Genomic DNA, 15,638 nt, shown 5'->3' with positions numbered 1-15,638 from the left:
AAAAGTTTTTTTGTTATTTGGACAAGAAGAGTGTTATGAGATTATCATAATACTCGGATTTACTATATTAGGAGGCAACTATTTGCACAAGCTATTTGTGTATTACTTTTCACTACAATTTTAAATATATTGTTAAAATATACATTTGAAATACCTTTGAATCCTGCTCTAAATATTAAAGGTTTTGCTTTCCCTAGCGGTCATATGAGCAGCGGCGTAGTATTTGACGGTTGGTTTTTTGCAAATATTATATATTCCTTATTAAGAATAATAATAGTAGTGATTTTAACCGGTATGGGATTTTCGCTGATTTATAAGGGCTATCATTATCCGTTGATATTATTGCATCTATAACAATTGGAATAATGGTTATTGCTGTTATATATAGTGTAACCAAAGAAGAGATTATTCAAAAATACCCTTATATGTTTGGAGCGTTTTTATGGCTATTAACCGTACCGGTGGTAGTTTATCTTAAAATTATTGACGTGAATTGTCTTGCTTGGGTATGGACGGTATTTTGGGGATTACTCGGTTTTACTATTTCTGGGGGCTGTTTTATAAATATTTTGATTTTCCTCAATCAAAATTAAATCGTTTTATTAATTTAGCTATCATTGTCGCTTCAGTAGCTTTGATTGCATATATTAATTATCTATTCAAACAATATTTGGGATATAAGTTTTATTTAACTTGGTTCTTAATAGGTTTTAGTTTTCCACTATCGGTGAGGTTATGCCATATTCATATAAGATCAATGCATTAGTATATGAAGTGAGTTAAGTTGTACTTCGTTTCCTTATTTATCGTATAAAGCGAAATTTCCTATTGACTTTTATATAAAACAGTATAAGTTTCTTTACAATTTAATTTTTTATAAAAACATTATGCTCGGCTATGAGAAGGAACAAAGCAGCTTAAATCGTAATCAAAAAGAAGCAATAGGTTTATTATCTGTTGGTACATTTCTTGAATATTTTGACCTTATGCTTTATGTACATATGGTAGTAGTATTCAATGAATTGTTTTTTCCAAAGGCTGATCCAAAAGTAGTTTTTATTTATTCATCTGCTTTTTGTTCAACATATTTATTAAGACCTTTTGGAGCTTTTTAATATTTGGTTGGATAGGAGACGCTATAGGACGTAAAACAACAATTATTACTACCACCTTTTTCAATGTCTATATCTTGTGTAGCATAGATGATGTGAAGAAAGATGAGTCTCCCAAAAGACAAAAAATTGACCTTAGTCGAAATGATTTATTGTTGCAGAAAATTAAGAATAATGATCCTGAAATTGTTCGTGTAGAACTACCTTATGAAGAAGATAGTAGTTTTTTGTCAATTGTAATTAAAACTTTAGAGAAAAATACTGTAGTAAAAGAAATTGATTTATATGGCAGCAACCTTAGTAACGATGATATAAAAAATCTAAGTAAAATTGTAAAGTTAAATCAAATATCACATTTAAACCTGAATTCTACTTCTTTAGATAGTGAAAAAATAAAAATTCTTATTGATGCTTTAGCAGATAATACCTCTCTTGAATATTTATCTTTAAATTCTATTGCGCTGAAAATAGAAGATTTAAGAATATTAATAGATGATATTAAAAACCACCCTAATTTAAGTTCTTTAGCATTAGGTAGTAGTGAAGTAGGAAATAAAGGAGCAGCAATTATTAGTGAGTTGTTTCATTCAAAACTACCGTTAAAATCCTTAGATATAGGACAAATGAATATTACTGCCGAAGGGATAGACGACGTTATCGCAAATAATATTAGCAGTGCAAAATTAATGTCGTTAAATTTAGGGTATAATAACCTTAGAAACGAGGGAGTCATAAAATTACTGCATGCTTTAATGGCTAATCAATATATTAAAGAATTAATATTAAATGAAACAAGAATCTCCGAAAAAAGTGCAGAAGTAATTGAAGGTTTTTTTAACCTCACACCTATTGATACTTTAGTTTTAAAACAAATAACTTCATCTGCTTTAAAATTAAATCCATGGTTAAAAACTCTAAATCTTAATAACAATAATTTAACCCATAATAATATAAAAGAACTTACTACTGCATTAACCGAAAATAAAGCGTTAGAAACTTTACTCATAAGCAATAATATTGAAATAGGAGATCTAGGTTTTGAAACAATAGCGAACATCAAAAAAACAATTCTCTAAAAAAATTAGCGCTTATGAACATTAAATTAGGAGATCTAAGAGATAATAACATAACCAATTTGGGTGCGGAAAGCTTAAAAAGCATTCCAGGTAACATGATGATTTTAGTAGACGGTAATGATATTGATAATTCAATATTTGAGAAAAGCGTTGAGGCTTTAGGAGAAAATAATTAAAATTATAAAATAATATTTATATGGCAAATCTAACAAATGCACAGAAAGAAAGGTTAACAGTAGAGTGTGTTAAATATGTAGATAGCCAGACAGTAGAGGAATCATAAGAGATAAAAAATCGAGAGAGGCTTTATTAAAAAGTATTATATTAAACGAATCTATATCTGCCTTAAAAATCCTTACTGAACACTATAAGAAAAAAAATAATAGTGAAGCCCTGGATGAAAGTTTTGAAAAATTAGCAGTTCTAGCGGTTTTAGCAAGTAAAACAGACAAGATTATTCCAAAACAACTTGTTCCTTATATGGTATTTCATGTTGGATTTGCTGACGAGCATCCTACCCACGGGCTATTCAATGACAACAACAACTCAAATCTGCAGAATTTTGCATATGCTTTCCGTACTCGACTTAACTCAAAGATTATAAAAGAAAATGATACTACTTTACAAAATAGACGCTTTGATGCCTTAGGTAGGTTAATTCAATATAATAGCCAATGTAGTGCCGTATGTTTTGACGGCAAACAAATTTTAGTAGCGTTCAACGAATTACATAATTCTAGTGTGAACACAAATAAAGTTGAACAAATTGAGACACATACCACAAAAGTTTTTAAATATTTACAAGATTATGCTACTTACACAGCTTTACCTACAGAAGAGCAAAAAAATTTTCTATAACAACAAAATCTATCTACTCAACGAAAAGCGCTACTTCTAGATGTTGCACAATATTATTATAAAAATAATAGCGACCATAATAATAATCAAGAGGTTCAACAAAAAGTCTGTAATGTAACCAGTGTAAGTCCAAAAGTAGTGAAGGCAGTAGCTAGAGCTAGAAGAGATTTGATGAAATGAGAAGATGCATTAAACCCTGATACTATTGATGCAAGTAAAAAATTTGTCCATTCAATTATTGAAGCTATAAAACAACCATATAAAATTGTATTAGATGGTCCACTTAGCGATAAAGCTCATGCTGAAATGAGAATAATACAGTATATAAAAGCACAACTTCCAGATCGTGATAATCAATTAAGTGCAGAAATATAATACATAGGATTGTCTAAATTTTGTTGTATTAGTTGTGATTTAATTATAAATAAAGAAACGAAAAATGTAGATTTGCATTTTACTGATAAGAGTAAACAAAAACACTTAATACCGCTTAATATTACTACTAGCGGAGGAAATGGAGTAGGATATGAATGGGATTTAATAGATGCTATAAGAAAAAATCCTGACTGGTTAGAGGATTTTCTAGGTAAAACAGCATATGAAAAATATAACGCTTTATCAGAACAGGAGAAGAAAATAGCAATTAACGGTATAGTAAGATATATAGGCAAAGGGGAATTAAAGATTAAGGACACCCCGCTTAAAATAAACCCGGAGAAAGAACATAGCAAAGATAAAGAACATGAACCTTTGAAAAAATAGAGACAAAAGAAATTGACTGCTGACACTTCTTCTAGTGAAGCTGAAGCAAAAAATGAACCTAGGCAAAAGATAATTGCTGCTAAGTACAATGGAAAGCTTTAAACGATCAGTCAAAAAGCAATATCTCAACTGGGAGATAACTCTATATAGAAGAAAAATCTTTATTTCCCGGGAATAAATGTGTTTCTTTCTTGCTTAAAGCTCACTTGGTAAAGCTAAATCCACCTCGCTCAAAATATAGTCCGTTCCAGCTTACGGCATTTAACTAAGCCTTTAAGTTCTTTATCCTTTACATAGGTAATTGTGTTTAAGAAGTCAAGATAAGAGCTAACTTTTTGGCTGTTCCTTTTTTTACAAGTCTTTTATAAAAAGGTTTAACTGCAGAATTATATCTTACAGACGTAACAGTTGCCATATATAATGCTGCCCGCATCGTTTTTCTACCACCTTTAGTTTTTCTAACCTAACACTTAAACCTGAAAAGCTTGATTTTATGCTGCGTCCACCGTTTGATTCATTCATAAAAGTGAAAGAAATTGAAGAATGGCGCACCCGAGAGGAGTCGAACCCCTAACCTTATGATCCGTAGTCATATACTCTATCCAATTGAGCTACGGGTGCCTAAGTTTGAAGTACTTATTTCTAAGCCTTATTTCTTGTTGCTAACATACGAAGAAGCATATATAAAAGCATAGCATTTGTCAAGAAACATAGAGTGTTCTTATGTTTCTCTGAATAATAAAATATAAAAATTACAATTAATAGTTGAATTATCATATTATATATTGTACATAGAGGTTCATAAATTGATATGAGAAAAAAATGAATAAAATAAAATTAATCATAATTTACTTACTTTGGATTAATATGACTGCACAAGCAGACAATATATCAGAAAGTGCTAAAAAAAAATTAGCAGTAATTAACTTTTTAAATGTTGAGGAAAAGTGGTAGAAAGGTAATGTAATAAATTGTAAGTCGGGAGAAACTTTATTAGAAGAAACAGAAAAATATAATTCTCCTAAGTTAAAGCGTTTGACTCATTGTAGTTGTTTTGCGTATGCTGCTAGTGCAGCCTTGGGGCTTCCAAATCAGTCTCTACCATCCTGAAAGCGATAAAATTTTTATACCTTACTTTATCAAATAAGCAAGCTGAGTGGCTTGAAAAAGACCGAATAAAGAACGGATGGCATTTTGTTAAAGCAGGAAATCGTGATGATAGTTTTATTCAAGCACAAAAATTTGCTAATCAAGGATATTTTGTTGTATCCGTATATAACAATGCTAATCCAAAAAGAGCAGGGCATATTGCCGTTGTAGTACCAAGTAGTAAGGATATAGAGAAAATAAAAAATGAAGGACCGGACACGGCTCAAGCCGGTAATATTAATTTTTCCTGTAGCTCTTTGAAAAAGGGTTTTAGGAATAAAAAAGATGCATTTAAAAACAACGAAATAAAATTTTATTATTATAAAATATAACAGATATCAGTAAGGTAACCGGACAGTTTTTATTCTATGTCATTCCCGTGGGGCATTGCCTGTATGGATCGATTTCCTGTTGTCATACCGTGGCTTGACCACGGGATCCATAAATATGATAAAAAAAAATACTAGTATTTTTAACTGGACCCAGCAGGTACAGGCTACGGGGTGACAATGGTGGAATCGATCTACGCGGGCAATGTCTTCCTGCAGCAGCGGGCATCCCCAGTGTTTTAAGTTATTTTTTTGGATACCGTGGTCAAACCACTGTATGACACAGTGGATTTTACTGATTCATGCAACAATGTCTTGCGGGAATGACACCGATTTATGCAACAACGTCCCTGGTTTGCAGGAATGACATAATCAGTTTTTTTAGTTATTGGCTATTTTAGAGATTTATGCAACAGCATCTACTCATGAAATTTCTATGCTACCGACTAGATCCACTTGAGGAGTTTTGCTGTAGCTTGGTAAGTTATCATACACAAGATGAGCTAAGCCGGCTATTCCGTTTACTATTCCTGCTGTATTTTCATAAGCAAATTTTGCTGCTTCTATTCCTGTATAAGTCGTATTTTTTAATAACTCAAATGTGTTCTCCGGCGAATATGCAAGAGCTGTTCCAACACAAATCCCCATAGCAACTGTAGGATGAGCATAAAATCTCCATGCAGCCGTTGATATTGCTGCTTTTACAAATATTCGCATGATAATCTAATATATCAAGTATTGACAAAGTACTTACATTCTTTATAACATTGAAAATGTTTGTATTATGAGTATCAAACTAGATTCTTACGAACAAGATATTGAAGATAATTTTGAAAAGCAGCAAAAAATTGATGATAGAAGTGAAATAGCTTTGCTTCAAAAATTTGCAAAAGCACATCTTAGTAAAAAAAGATCTGTTACTATTAGGATTGCAGAACACGACATAGAAGCAATAAAAATTAAAGCTTCTAAGTATGGTTTGCCTTATCAGACCTATCTTAAATATGCTAATTCATTCAGACCCTACTAAACTCTAAATATTATGACCAAGTATAGATATAATCATGAAAAGAACGTTAAGTTATTGAATGAGCGTGGTATAGGCTTTGAAGAAATAATACAGTCGATTGCTGATGGTAATTTATTAGATATTAAATTACATCATAATTAAGAGAAATATAAAGGTCAAAAAATTTTATATGTTCAAATGATTGCGCAAGTATATGCAGTACTTTATATAAAAGGTGATAAAGATGCTATTTTCCTTAACACTTTATTTCCTAGCAGAAAAGCAAAAAAGGAATTTTTAAAAAATAAGAAATAATATATGCGTTTTATAGAAGAATTTATAAATAAAGGATATTTCCATCAATGTACCGATTTGGATCGGTTAACTGCTATAACGAAAGAAACAAAAATAGCTGCGTATATAGGTTTTGACTGTACTGCTACATCACTCCATATCGGTAGTTTAATGCAGATAATGATTCTGCGATTGCTTCAGCAGCACGGGCATAAGCCTATTGTAATTATCGGCGGCGGTACGAGTAAAATCGGTGATCCTACTTGGAAAGACGAAGTGCGCAAAATTTTAAGCAAAGAAGATATAGCTAAAAATGCCGAAGGTATTAAAAAATCTTTGTCGAAGTTTATCAAATTCGGTGACGGTAAAAGTGATGCTATTATGCTGGATAACGCAGAGTGGTTAGATTCGTTCAATTATCTAGATTTTCTACGGGATTTCGGTAGCTATTTCTCGGTAAACCGTATGCTGACTATGGATTCGGTAAAACTAAGGCTTGAGCGTGAGCAGCATTTAAGCTTCTTAGAATTTAACTATATGTTATTGCAGGCCTATGATTTTTACTATTTAAGCAAGCATTACAATTGCAGCTTGCAGCTTGGCGGTAGTGATCAGTGGGGCAATATCGTAATGGGAGCGGATTTAATTCGTAAAATAAGCGGCAAAGAAGTATTCGGTATGACGACACCGCTACTTACGACTAGCTCTGGTGCTAAGATGGGCAAGACTGCTGCGGGAGCGGTATGGCTTAATGAAGATTTGTTAAGCCCGTATGATTATTACCAATATTGGCGTGACTGCGAAGATGCCGACATAGTTAGATTTGCCAAATTATATAGCGAGTTCACTCAAGAAGAGCTTAATAGGTTTGAGAGTTTAGCGGCAGAAGATATTAATGCAGCTAAAAAACAGCTTGCTTATGAGCTAACTAAGCTTTGTCACTCGGAGCAGGCAGCAAAATCAGCTCTAGAAACTGCAGTAAAGATATTTGAAGAAGGACAAATCGATGAGAATTTACCTACCGTTGTTTTAGAGCAGGAAGTATTACAAGCAGGTATTAGTGCATATGAATTATTTCATGAAGCAGGGCTTGTTACTTCTAAATCGGAAGCACGCAAGCTTATAAGAGGGAATGGTGCTAAGATAAATGATAGATTAGTCGAAGATGAAAATATGATAATTAACACTAATTTCTTACTCGATAAAAAAGTTATAAAGCTCTCTGCCGGTAAGAAAAGACATATATTGGTTAGGGTTTGAATATTTTTCTAGATTACCATGTTCCCTTCAGTTGCAGCATTATTGTATGGCTCAAATATATTATGTCTAATTGAAACTGTAACTTTCAATTAGACAAATTGTATATTTTCTATCTAATGGGCCCTTATAACATAAGTTAAATTCAAATTTAAACAGTAATGACTAAAATAAGGCTTGATAAATATTTGCTGCAAAAAGGTTTTGTAACAGATATTACCATAGCACGAAGTTTGATTATCCAAGGTAAAGTACATAATAAGCATGAGCAGTTAATTAAGCCTGGGATACAGGTTAATATAAATGACACCGACATTAAGGTAAAGCTACCGCAGCATAATTATGTTTCAAGAGGGGCATTAAAATTAATTGCCGCTTTGGATTATTTTAAAATTGATCCCGAAAATTTAGTTTGTATTGATATCGGTAGTAGCACCGGCGGTTTTACAGAAGTGTTACTTGAGCGTAAAGCAAAATTAATTTTTGCCGTAGATGTCGGTTATGGCGAACTTCATCCTAAATTACGCGACAATCCACACATTAAGGTGCTTGAGAAGACTAATGCACGATATTTAACCGATAAACAAATAATAACGAAGCCTGATTTAATTGTTTGCGATGCCAGCTTTATTAGTTTAACTACTATATTACCGACTGTACTAAATTTAGTTAAAGAAGATTGCATGCTTATTGCTTTAATAAAACCGCAGTTTGAGGTCGAAAAGCATGAAGTAGAGCAGGGAGGAGTTATTAAAAATCCTCTCTTACATCAAAAAGTATGCGATAAAATCAAAGATTGGCTTGAGAAAGAGCATAATTTTAAAATATTCGGTATAATAGCAAGTCCAATACTAGGAGCTAAGGGGAATCAAGAGTTTTTAATATGCGGAAAAAGAAAAACGCTTATTTTTCTATAGTTTATCCTTAATTTGAATTGTTTTAGTAATCATTGCATCTTCTAATGTATAATTATTCAATGTTTTTATAAATGCTTCACTTGCTTCTTTAATAAAATGTTTAAATTGGCATGAATTTGTAATTTTGCAGCTATTAGTATTTTTATTGAAACATTCTACTATATCCATATTAGGTTCTAATTTTTCTATTATATCTCCCAACTTCATGGAAGAAGGGCTAAATGCTAGCTTAATTCCTCCTCCTTTTCCTTTACTACTATTAATATATCCTAATTGTGCTAATCTATGAATCACTTTTATCAAATGATTAAGGGAAATATTATGGTACTCTGATATCTCTTTTACACTACAAATTCTTTCCGGTTTTGAAGCAAGATATATAAGGCTACGTAATCCGTAGTCGGTAAAACTTGTTAACTGCATAAAAATTTTATTTATTTTTACCTTGAATATACAAAAAAAACGTCTATATAAGTCTAGTTACTATAATATGTATTTTAAATGCATATTTATAGTGAAGGTTATATTATTCAAAAAGGAGTAATTATGTCTAGAACAACTATAGTGAGAGAAATAAGAAAAACTGCTGAGTTATTTAAGAATTTTGATATTACTAAATCTTTAAATTTTTATGGAAATTTAGCAACTAAATATGAAGCAGTGGTAAATGAATTTTTTAATAGTAAGGGTTTTAATATTGAAAAACCTGAGAAAGGAATACAGCCAAATGCAATGAAAAATTTTTTAAATCTTACCGGTAGTAGTATTCTAAAGGTTTTAAGTGCATATAGCGAAACAGATGAAGTAGGTCTTTTAGAAGTGATCCAATCCAAGCATTAGAGAATGATCATAAATGTAAAAGGGCGGTATCAAAAATTGTTGGTATACATGTAGGGCGTAATATTCTTTCAGAATTATATCAACCTGTTGCTGAAGAGCTTATATCAAATGTAGATGAGGGTAACAAGCTGGTAACCGAAATATTAAATATAGTAGGAAAGCATTTTGTAAGTGCTGAAAAGAAGCAATATGATGAATTAAAAGCAAAGTATAATATAGCGAGTTTTGAAAGTCATAAAATAAAAATCGAAATAGAAAGTGCTGAACAAAAAGTAATACCGCACAAACATAGGCAAATTATTACTGTTAAAGTAGGAGAAAGATACAGTGAATTTACAGTTATAAAAACCGGTCATGATGAAGAAGGTCATTATTATGAATACTTAATAAAGAAAAATCCTAATGGAACTGTAACAAATTATCTATTTGATTCTGAAAATCATCTGGTAAAAGTACACCCTTTATATATTGAATCGGATATAGAAAACAATAAAGATCTTGTTCTTATCAGCGGCGGGTCGGGAGCAAGCCATTCTATTTCTAGAATTAATAGTATAACAAATGAAGAAAATGTTAAGCTTTCCGCCGTTATGCACATTATTCACTCTACTAGAAATAAAAACAGTGATACATTTCAATTAGATGCAGCTGTAAAAAAATTAACTGATATGGCAGCAATATGCGATACTGAAATTCACTATAAATTTTATACTCAAGATAGTTATAATAATATTAATGAGAACGATAATATACATTATCATACCGGTAGAATAGCTGAAGAATTTTTATTAGGCCTTTTAAAAGGTGAAACTGATGAAATTTGTGGTCCTCATTCTTTTAACGATCATGTGCAGCATATATTAGAAGCGAAAATGGGGGTTATGTGTATACTCAGATTCATGTAGAAGCATTTTGTTCATCAGGAGGAGACTATGATCCATCTCTAAGCAGACCAGAGGGATTATCGAGTATTTGCCCCTTTATGAATATGTAGTTTTACAAAAATATAAAGTTAAATATTGCTTATATATTCTAATTAGTGTATTTTCGTTACGGATAAGCATTATAAAAATTATAGATAGGTGGGTTTATCCCACCTTTTTTGTTATAAATATCAAATATGCAAACTATTGAACAACAAATAGCAAACGTAATAGAAGAATCCTTGACAGATATGGGGTTTGAGTTAGTTCTTGTGAAGTTTAAAGGTGTTAACCCTAAAGTAGTCGAGATATTGATTGATAGCTTAAACAGCGAAAAAATATCTGTGGAAGATTGTACTAAAGCAAGTAGGACTATCTCCGCTATTCTAGATGTTGAAGATTTAATAGAAGCTGCATATTCTTTAGAGGTAGCATCAAGCGGTCTTGAACGTCCGTTAGTAAAGTTTGAAAATTATAATAGATTTTTAGAAAGAGAAGTTAAAATCACACTTAAAGAATTATTGAACGGCAAAACTCGTTATCAGGGTAAAATAATTAAAGCCGAAAATAATAAAATATATTTAAAATGTGAAGAACAAGAAGTACTAATTGATTATGATTTAATTAAAAATGCTAATCTAGTTTTAACTGAAGAAGTATTTAAAAAATTGCTAAAGCAATAAGAGATAATGTATGTCTAATATAGGTAATGTAGAAATTTTACAAATTATAGATTCTGTAGCTCGTGAGAAAGGAATATCAAAAGAAATTTTGATTTCAACGGTTGAACAAGCGGTACAAGCAGCAGGACGAAAAAAATACGGTAATGAATATAATATTAAAGCTCAGATAAATAGGAAAACCGGTGAGATAAATCTTTTAAGGATCTTAAAAATAGTAGAAGATGTAGAAGATTACTTAACGCAAATCTCACTTGAAGAAGCTTTAATAAAGAATCCGGAAGCTAAAATCGGTGATGAGATATATGAATATTTACCGCCGATTGATCATGCTAGAGTATCGGCTCAAGCTGCAAAACAAGTTATAACTCAACGTGTTATAGAAGCTGAACGTGAAAAACAATATCATGACTTTAAAGATAGAAAAGGCGAAATTATAAATGGGATAGTTAAGAGAATAGAATACGGTGATATAATAGTTGACCTGAGTCGTGCTGAAGCAATAATAAAAAAAGATCAATTAATTAAGGGTGAGAATTTTAAACCTAATGATCGTATAAAAGCATATGTACAGGATGTAAGGCAAGAAACAAAAGGACCGCAGATTTTCTTGTCTAGAGTAGATAACCAGATGCTAGTTAAACTATTTAAGTTAGAAGTACCTGAAATTCTTGAATCTATTATTCAAATAAAATCAGTAGCACGTGATCCCGGTTCAAAAGCAAAAATAGCGGTATTTGCTTCGGATAGTAGTATAGATCCCGTAGGCTCATGCGTAGGTATTAGAGGTAATAGAGTAAAAGCCGTAACAAATGAATTAAACGGAGAGAAAATTGATATAGTATTATGGAGTAATGATCTTGCACAGTTTATAGTTAATGCTCTTGCACCGCTTGCACCTGGGGAAATCACAAAAATTTTGATTGATGAGGATAGGCATAAGGTAGAAGTAGTAGTTTCGCAAGAAAATCAAAGTATTGCAATAGGTAGAAGAGGGCAGAATGTTCGTTTAGCTTCTCAGCTTACAGGTTGGAATATCGATATAATGACCGAAGAGCAAGAATCAAAAAGAAGAAATGAAGAGTTCTTAACTTCTACGGCATTATTTATGGAAGCTTTAGATGTTGAAGAAGTTATAGGTCAGCTTTTATCGGTAACGGGATTTAATTCAGTAGAACAAATTGCTAGTAGTGAGATTAGTACTTTAACAAGAATTGAAGGCTTTGAGGAAGAACTTGCCGTAGAGATTAAAAATCGAGCTATTAATTACGTCGACCTTAAGAATGAAAAGATTATCAAAAAGCTAGAGGATCTAGGAGTTGAGCAAGAATTAATAGATATATTAGAATTATCGCTTGAATTAATATTACAATTTGCCGAATATGGTATAAAGACCATAGAAGATTTAGGAGAGATGAGTGTAAATGAATTTAAAAATTTAGCTCCAAATTCTAATATAACAGACGAAAATATTAAATTGCTGATTAAAACTGCTAGACAGCATGGTGCATTGAAGGATAGTTAGTGGGTTGAATGTAGGGTGTATGTCATTCCTGCGAAAGCAGGCATCCAGAATAAATAGCTTAGTAATTAGGGCGTCCTTGAAAAATAAACCTATAAAAATAAGTTTATAAATTTTAGTGGATTCCCGCTTTCGCGGGAATGACATAAACGAGCCATGCGAGCAACGCCGTTTTTAGTTAGGAATGACATAATCAAGTAGTAGACGGAAAAAAACAGAAACACAAAGGTTTTAAATATGACGGATAACCAGGAAATCAAACCCAAAAAGTTGACACTTGGCAATTCAAAATTATCGCTTAATAAGTCTTTTGACTCTCTTACAGGAGCTCAAAGCTTTGTTAATGCTAAATCTAAAACGCTAGTAGAAGTTAGAAAAAGCTCTACCGGTAGTGCTACTACCCTTTCATTAAATAAAGAAAGGAATAGTTTAGATCAAACTGTTATTGATGCTAATAAGGAAGAATTTAACAGACGTTTATCTATTCTTAAAAAAGCTGCTGAGCAATCTCAATTAAATGACCCTTCAAAAATAAGCACTTTAAGCAAACTTGCAAGTATTAACCAGTCTGCTAACTCAAAAATAGAACCGCTAGAAACTGATAAAGAAGTTGAACAAAAACAGCAAAATACCGAAGAAAATAAAGTAGAAGTTAGTGCTAAAATCGTTCAAGATGATGAAGATATACCGTCACAAATACCTAAAAAGAAAGAAGAAACTTTTGTAAAGTCTCCTTTAGTAGGAATGCGAACACGTTACGGTATAGAATCAGAGAAAGAATTAGATAAAACAGCAGAGAGTAAAATAATAGCACCAAAAATTAAGCTAGAAGAGCCAAAAAAATTCAAAAAAGCCGATCTTTTCAATATGCTTAGCGACGACGAAAGCGGCAGCGGTAGAACTAGAAGTCTTGCTTCTATAAAAAGAGCTAGAGAAAAAGAAAAGCGTAAATTAGTATCACAAGCACCTGAGAAAGTATATAGAGAAGTAACGATCCCGGAAGCTATCGGAGTCGGCGATCTTGCAAATGCTATGTCTGAAAGAGTGGCTGATGTAATTAAAGAATTAATGAAACTCGGTATTCTTGCAAATGCTAGCCAAACAATAGATGCCGATACGGCAGAACTAGTTGCAACAAATTTAGGGCATACGGTAACAAGAGTCCAAGAGTCAGATGTTGAAAATGTTTTAATTAGTGATGATAAGGTTGAGGATTTAAGAACGCGTGCTCCGGTTGTGACGGTAATGGGTCATGTCGATCATGGTAAAACCTCATTGCTTGACTCTCTTAAGTCTACAGATATTGCTGCAGGTGAGCTAGGCGGAATTACACAACATATTGGGGCTTATAGAGTAACTCTTGCAGACGGTAGAGCAATTACTTTTATTGATACTCCGGGGCATGAAGCTTTTTCGGAAATGCGGTCAAGAGGTGCTAAAGTAACGGATATAGTTATTATAGTGGTCGCAGCAGATGATGGAATCAAAACGCAAACGGTTGAGGCAATTAATCATGCGAAAGCAGCGGGCGTTCCTATAATTGTAGCTATTAATAAGATTGATAAGCCTGATATTGATATTGAGCGTGTAAAGAACGAATTATATGTCCATGAAATTATCGGCGAAGAGGCAGGTGGTGACGTTATGATTATTCCTATCTCGGCACTAAAGAAAATTAACTTAGATAAACTTGAAGAAGCAATTTTATTAATTGCGGAAATGCAGGATTTAAAGGCAAATCCTTTCGGTTCAGCTGCCGGTGTTGTAATCGAGTCAAAAATTGAACAAGGAAGAGGAACGCTAACCACTATATTAGTGCAGCGAGGTACTTTAAGAAACAGTGATATTATAATAGCTGGTACTGCTTACGGTAAAGTTAAAAAGATGACTAATGATAAGGGACTAGAAATAGTAGAAGCAACTCCGTCTGTTCCTGTAGAAATTCAGGGGTTAAATGAAGTGCCTTTTGCCGGTGATAAATTTAACGTAGTACAAAATGAGAAACAAGCAAAAGATATAGCCGAATATAGAATGCGTCTTGCTAAAGAAAAAAAAATATCTATTGCACCGCGTTCAAGTTTAGAAGATTTGTTTTTAAAAGCTTCCGGTAATAGTAAAATTAAGGAATTACCTTTAATTATTAAAGGTGATGTTCAAGGCTCGGTTGAAGCTATTTCAGGTAGCTTATTAAAATTACCGAGTGATGAGATAAAGCTTCGTATACTTCATAGCGGCGTAGGCCCGATAACGGAATCCGATGTATCTCTTGCACATGCTTCTTCGGCTATTATTTTCGGCTTTAACGTTAGAGCAGGGGCAAATGCCTTAACTGCCGCAGAAAAAGAAAAAGTCGATATTCGATATTATAGTATAATATATCATTTAATTGATGATATAAAAGCCATTATGAGCGGTATGCTTGATCCGATCGTTAGAGAGCAGTATATCGGAAGCGCAGAAATTAGACAAATATTTAATATTACCAAAGTTGGCAAAATCGCAGGTAGTTATGTAACTAAAGGGATTATTAAGAAAGGAGCGGGCGTACGCTTATTACGTGATAATGTAGTCATTCATGAAGGAAAACTCAAAACTTTAAAACGCTTTAAAGATGAAGTTAAAGAAGTTAGAGAAGTATATGAGTGTGGTATAGCATTTGAAAATTACCAAGATATTAGAGAAGGAGACACAGTTGAAGTTTTTGAGCTAATTCAAGAACAAAGACAATTATAATATACTCGTTGAACTTCAAAAATTGGCTACATTATCATACAAGTACTGCGGCGTTGTTGCATGGATACTATACTAAATCGTCATTGCGAGTAGTTGTAGACTGCATGGCAATCTCATGAAATAATAACAAACTCCTGAGATTGCTTCGTCAATTACTTCGTAATTTCCTCGCAATGA

The 15,638-nt window shown here is 32.5% G+C and carries 14 protein-coding genes, 1 tRNA gene and 4 pseudogenes; 16 read left to right on the top strand and 3 right to left on the bottom strand.

Annotated elements, in window-relative coordinates:
- The first annotated feature begins 129 nt into the window (after window positions 1–129).
- The 7 genes and pseudogenes from ACSFFC_RS06990 to ACSFFC_RS06960 all read left to right on the top strand — a co-directional run bounded on the left by ACSFFC_RS06990 (window position 130) and on the right by ACSFFC_RS06960 (window position 3,910).
- Complete coding sequence (locus tag ACSFFC_RS06990; protein ID WP_010977441.1) at window positions 130–354, top strand: phosphatase PAP2 family protein; 225 nt, start codon at window positions 130–132, stop codon at window positions 352–354.
- Between the two features lie 11 nt (window positions 355–365).
- Window positions 366–593: a hypothetical protein gene (locus ACSFFC_RS06985; protein ID WP_499217206.1), complete on the top strand. Its 228-nt coding sequence runs from the start codon at window positions 366–368 to the stop codon at window positions 591–593.
- A 294-nt stretch (window positions 594–887) separates the two neighbouring features.
- Window positions 888–1,115, top strand: a complete 228-nt coding sequence (locus ACSFFC_RS06980) for a hypothetical protein (RefSeq protein ID WP_004998146.1) — start codon at window positions 888–890, stop codon at window positions 1,113–1,115.
- A gap of 92 nt (window positions 1,116–1,207) precedes the next feature.
- Window positions 1,208–1,973: pseudogene (locus ACSFFC_RS06975) on the top strand (leucine-rich repeat domain-containing protein).
- Between the two features lie 229 nt (window positions 1,974–2,202).
- Entirely contained in the window at window positions 2,203–2,364 is a 162-nt protein-coding gene (locus ACSFFC_RS06970; protein WP_014410841.1) for a hypothetical protein, read from the top strand.
- A 304-nt stretch (window positions 2,365–2,668) separates the two neighbouring features.
- On the top strand, window positions 2,669–3,046 hold the full coding sequence (locus ACSFFC_RS06965; protein WP_014410840.1) for a hypothetical protein: 378 nt from the start codon (window positions 2,669–2,671) through the stop codon (window positions 3,044–3,046).
- Window positions 3,047–3,430: 384 nt separating this feature from the next.
- Window positions 3,431–3,910, top strand: a pseudogene (locus tag ACSFFC_RS06960) (hypothetical protein).
- Between the two features lie 442 nt (window positions 3,911–4,352).
- Here the strand turns inward: ACSFFC_RS06960 and ACSFFC_RS06955 are convergent.
- A tRNA-Arg gene (locus ACSFFC_RS06955) sits at window positions 4,353–4,429 on the bottom strand.
- A 1,280-nt stretch (window positions 4,430–5,709) separates the two neighbouring features.
- Complete coding sequence (locus tag ACSFFC_RS06950; RefSeq protein ID WP_014410836.1) at window positions 5,710–6,003, bottom strand: hypothetical protein; 294 nt, start codon at window positions 6,001–6,003, stop codon at window positions 5,710–5,712.
- 67 nt (window positions 6,004–6,070) lie between these two features.
- On the opposite strand from ACSFFC_RS06950, the pseudogene ACSFFC_RS06945 reads away from it, so the two are divergent.
- From ACSFFC_RS06945 to ACSFFC_RS06930, 4 genes and pseudogenes are all read left to right on the top strand, one after another.
- Window positions 6,071–6,323, top strand: a pseudogene (locus ACSFFC_RS06945) (CopG family antitoxin).
- Between the two features lie 5 nt (window positions 6,324–6,328).
- A pseudogene (locus tag ACSFFC_RS06940) lies at window positions 6,329–6,610 on the top strand (hypothetical protein).
- Between the two features lie 3 nt (window positions 6,611–6,613).
- The gene (gene tyrS, locus ACSFFC_RS06935) at window positions 6,614–7,849 is read left to right on the top strand and encodes a tyrosine--tRNA ligase (RefSeq protein WP_014410833.1); all 1,236 of its coding nucleotides are present in this window, start codon (window positions 6,614–6,616) and stop codon (window positions 7,847–7,849) included.
- A 158-nt stretch (window positions 7,850–8,007) separates the two neighbouring features.
- A complete protein-coding gene (locus ACSFFC_RS06930) occupies window positions 8,008–8,763 on the top strand; it encodes a TlyA family RNA methyltransferase (protein ID WP_014410832.1) in 756 nt (251 codons plus the stop codon).
- Here the strand turns inward: ACSFFC_RS06930 and ACSFFC_RS06925 are convergent.
- Entirely contained in the window at window positions 8,758–9,186 is a 429-nt protein-coding gene (locus ACSFFC_RS06925) for an Rrf2 family transcriptional regulator (protein WP_012719828.1), read from the bottom strand. The two genes, ACSFFC_RS06930 and ACSFFC_RS06925, sit on opposite strands and share 6 nt — an antisense overlap.
- A gap of 123 nt (window positions 9,187–9,309) precedes the next feature.
- Between ACSFFC_RS06925 and ACSFFC_RS06920 the strand changes: the two genes are divergently transcribed.
- The 5 genes from ACSFFC_RS06920 to infB all read left to right on the top strand — a co-directional run bounded on the left by ACSFFC_RS06920 (window position 9,310) and on the right by infB (window position 15,461).
- A complete protein-coding gene (locus ACSFFC_RS06920) occupies window positions 9,310–9,603 on the top strand; it encodes a hypothetical protein (RefSeq protein ID WP_231282930.1) in 294 nt (97 codons plus the stop codon).
- 590 nt (window positions 9,604–10,193) lie between these two features.
- Window positions 10,194–10,508 carry a ferredoxin reductase domain-containing protein gene (locus ACSFFC_RS06915; RefSeq protein ID WP_004998166.1) on the top strand — a complete coding sequence of 105 codons (315 nt, stop codon included), beginning with the start codon at window positions 10,194–10,196 and terminating at the stop codon, window positions 10,506–10,508.
- 215 nt (window positions 10,509–10,723) lie between these two features.
- The gene (rimP, locus tag ACSFFC_RS06910) at window positions 10,724–11,209 is read left to right on the top strand and encodes a ribosome maturation factor RimP (RefSeq protein WP_004998168.1); all 486 of its coding nucleotides are present in this window, start codon (window positions 10,724–10,726) and stop codon (window positions 11,207–11,209) included.
- 10 nt (window positions 11,210–11,219) lie between these two features.
- Window positions 11,220–12,731 (top strand): transcription termination factor NusA, encoded by a 1,512-nt coding sequence (nusA, locus tag ACSFFC_RS06905; protein WP_012719826.1) that lies wholly within the window; start codon window positions 11,220–11,222, stop codon window positions 12,729–12,731.
- A gap of 234 nt (window positions 12,732–12,965) precedes the next feature.
- Window positions 12,966–15,461 (top strand): translation initiation factor IF-2, encoded by a 2,496-nt coding sequence (gene infB, locus ACSFFC_RS06900; protein WP_014410830.1) that lies wholly within the window; start codon window positions 12,966–12,968, stop codon window positions 15,459–15,461.
- Window positions 15,462–15,638: the final 177 nt, after the last annotated feature.

The organism is Rickettsia parkeri (assembly GCF_051427245.1).
GTDB classification, from domain to species: Bacteria; Pseudomonadota; Alphaproteobacteria; order Rickettsiales; family Rickettsiaceae; genus Rickettsia; species Rickettsia rickettsii.
Note: the sequence above shows the minus strand (reverse complement) of the source record. Positions and strands in the feature narration are given on the sequence as shown.

Coding starts and splice junctions, on each gene's coding strand:
- infB (WP_014410830.1), top strand. CDS start 12,966: ATGACGGATAACCAGGAAATCAAACCCAAAAAGTTGACACTTGGCAAT.
- ACSFFC_RS06985 (WP_499217206.1), top strand. CDS start 366: ATGGTTATTGCTGTTATATATAGTGTAACCAAAGAAGAGATTATTCAA.
- rimP (WP_004998168.1), top strand. CDS start 10,724: ATGCAAACTATTGAACAACAAATAGCAAACGTAATAGAAGAATCCTTG.
- ACSFFC_RS06970 (WP_014410841.1), top strand. CDS start 2,203: ATGAACATTAAATTAGGAGATCTAAGAGATAATAACATAACCAATTTG.
- ACSFFC_RS06915 (WP_004998166.1), top strand. CDS start 10,194: ATGCACATTATTCACTCTACTAGAAATAAAAACAGTGATACATTTCAA.
- ACSFFC_RS06965 (WP_014410840.1), top strand. CDS start 2,669: ATGGTATTTCATGTTGGATTTGCTGACGAGCATCCTACCCACGGGCTA.
- ACSFFC_RS06925 (WP_012719828.1), bottom strand. CDS start 9,186: ATGCAGTTAACAAGTTTTACCGACTACGGATTACGTAGCCTTATATAT.
- ACSFFC_RS06950 (WP_014410836.1), bottom strand. CDS start 6,003: ATGCGAATATTTGTAAAAGCAGCAATATCAACGGCTGCATGGAGATTT.
- tyrS (WP_014410833.1), top strand. CDS start 6,614: ATGCGTTTTATAGAAGAATTTATAAATAAAGGATATTTCCATCAATGT.
- ACSFFC_RS06930 (WP_014410832.1), top strand. CDS start 8,008: ATGACTAAAATAAGGCTTGATAAATATTTGCTGCAAAAAGGTTTTGTA.
- ACSFFC_RS06980 (WP_004998146.1), top strand. CDS start 888: ATGCTCGGCTATGAGAAGGAACAAAGCAGCTTAAATCGTAATCAAAAA.
- ACSFFC_RS06920 (WP_231282930.1), top strand. CDS start 9,310: ATGTCTAGAACAACTATAGTGAGAGAAATAAGAAAAACTGCTGAGTTA.
- nusA (WP_012719826.1), top strand. CDS start 11,220: ATGTCTAATATAGGTAATGTAGAAATTTTACAAATTATAGATTCTGTA.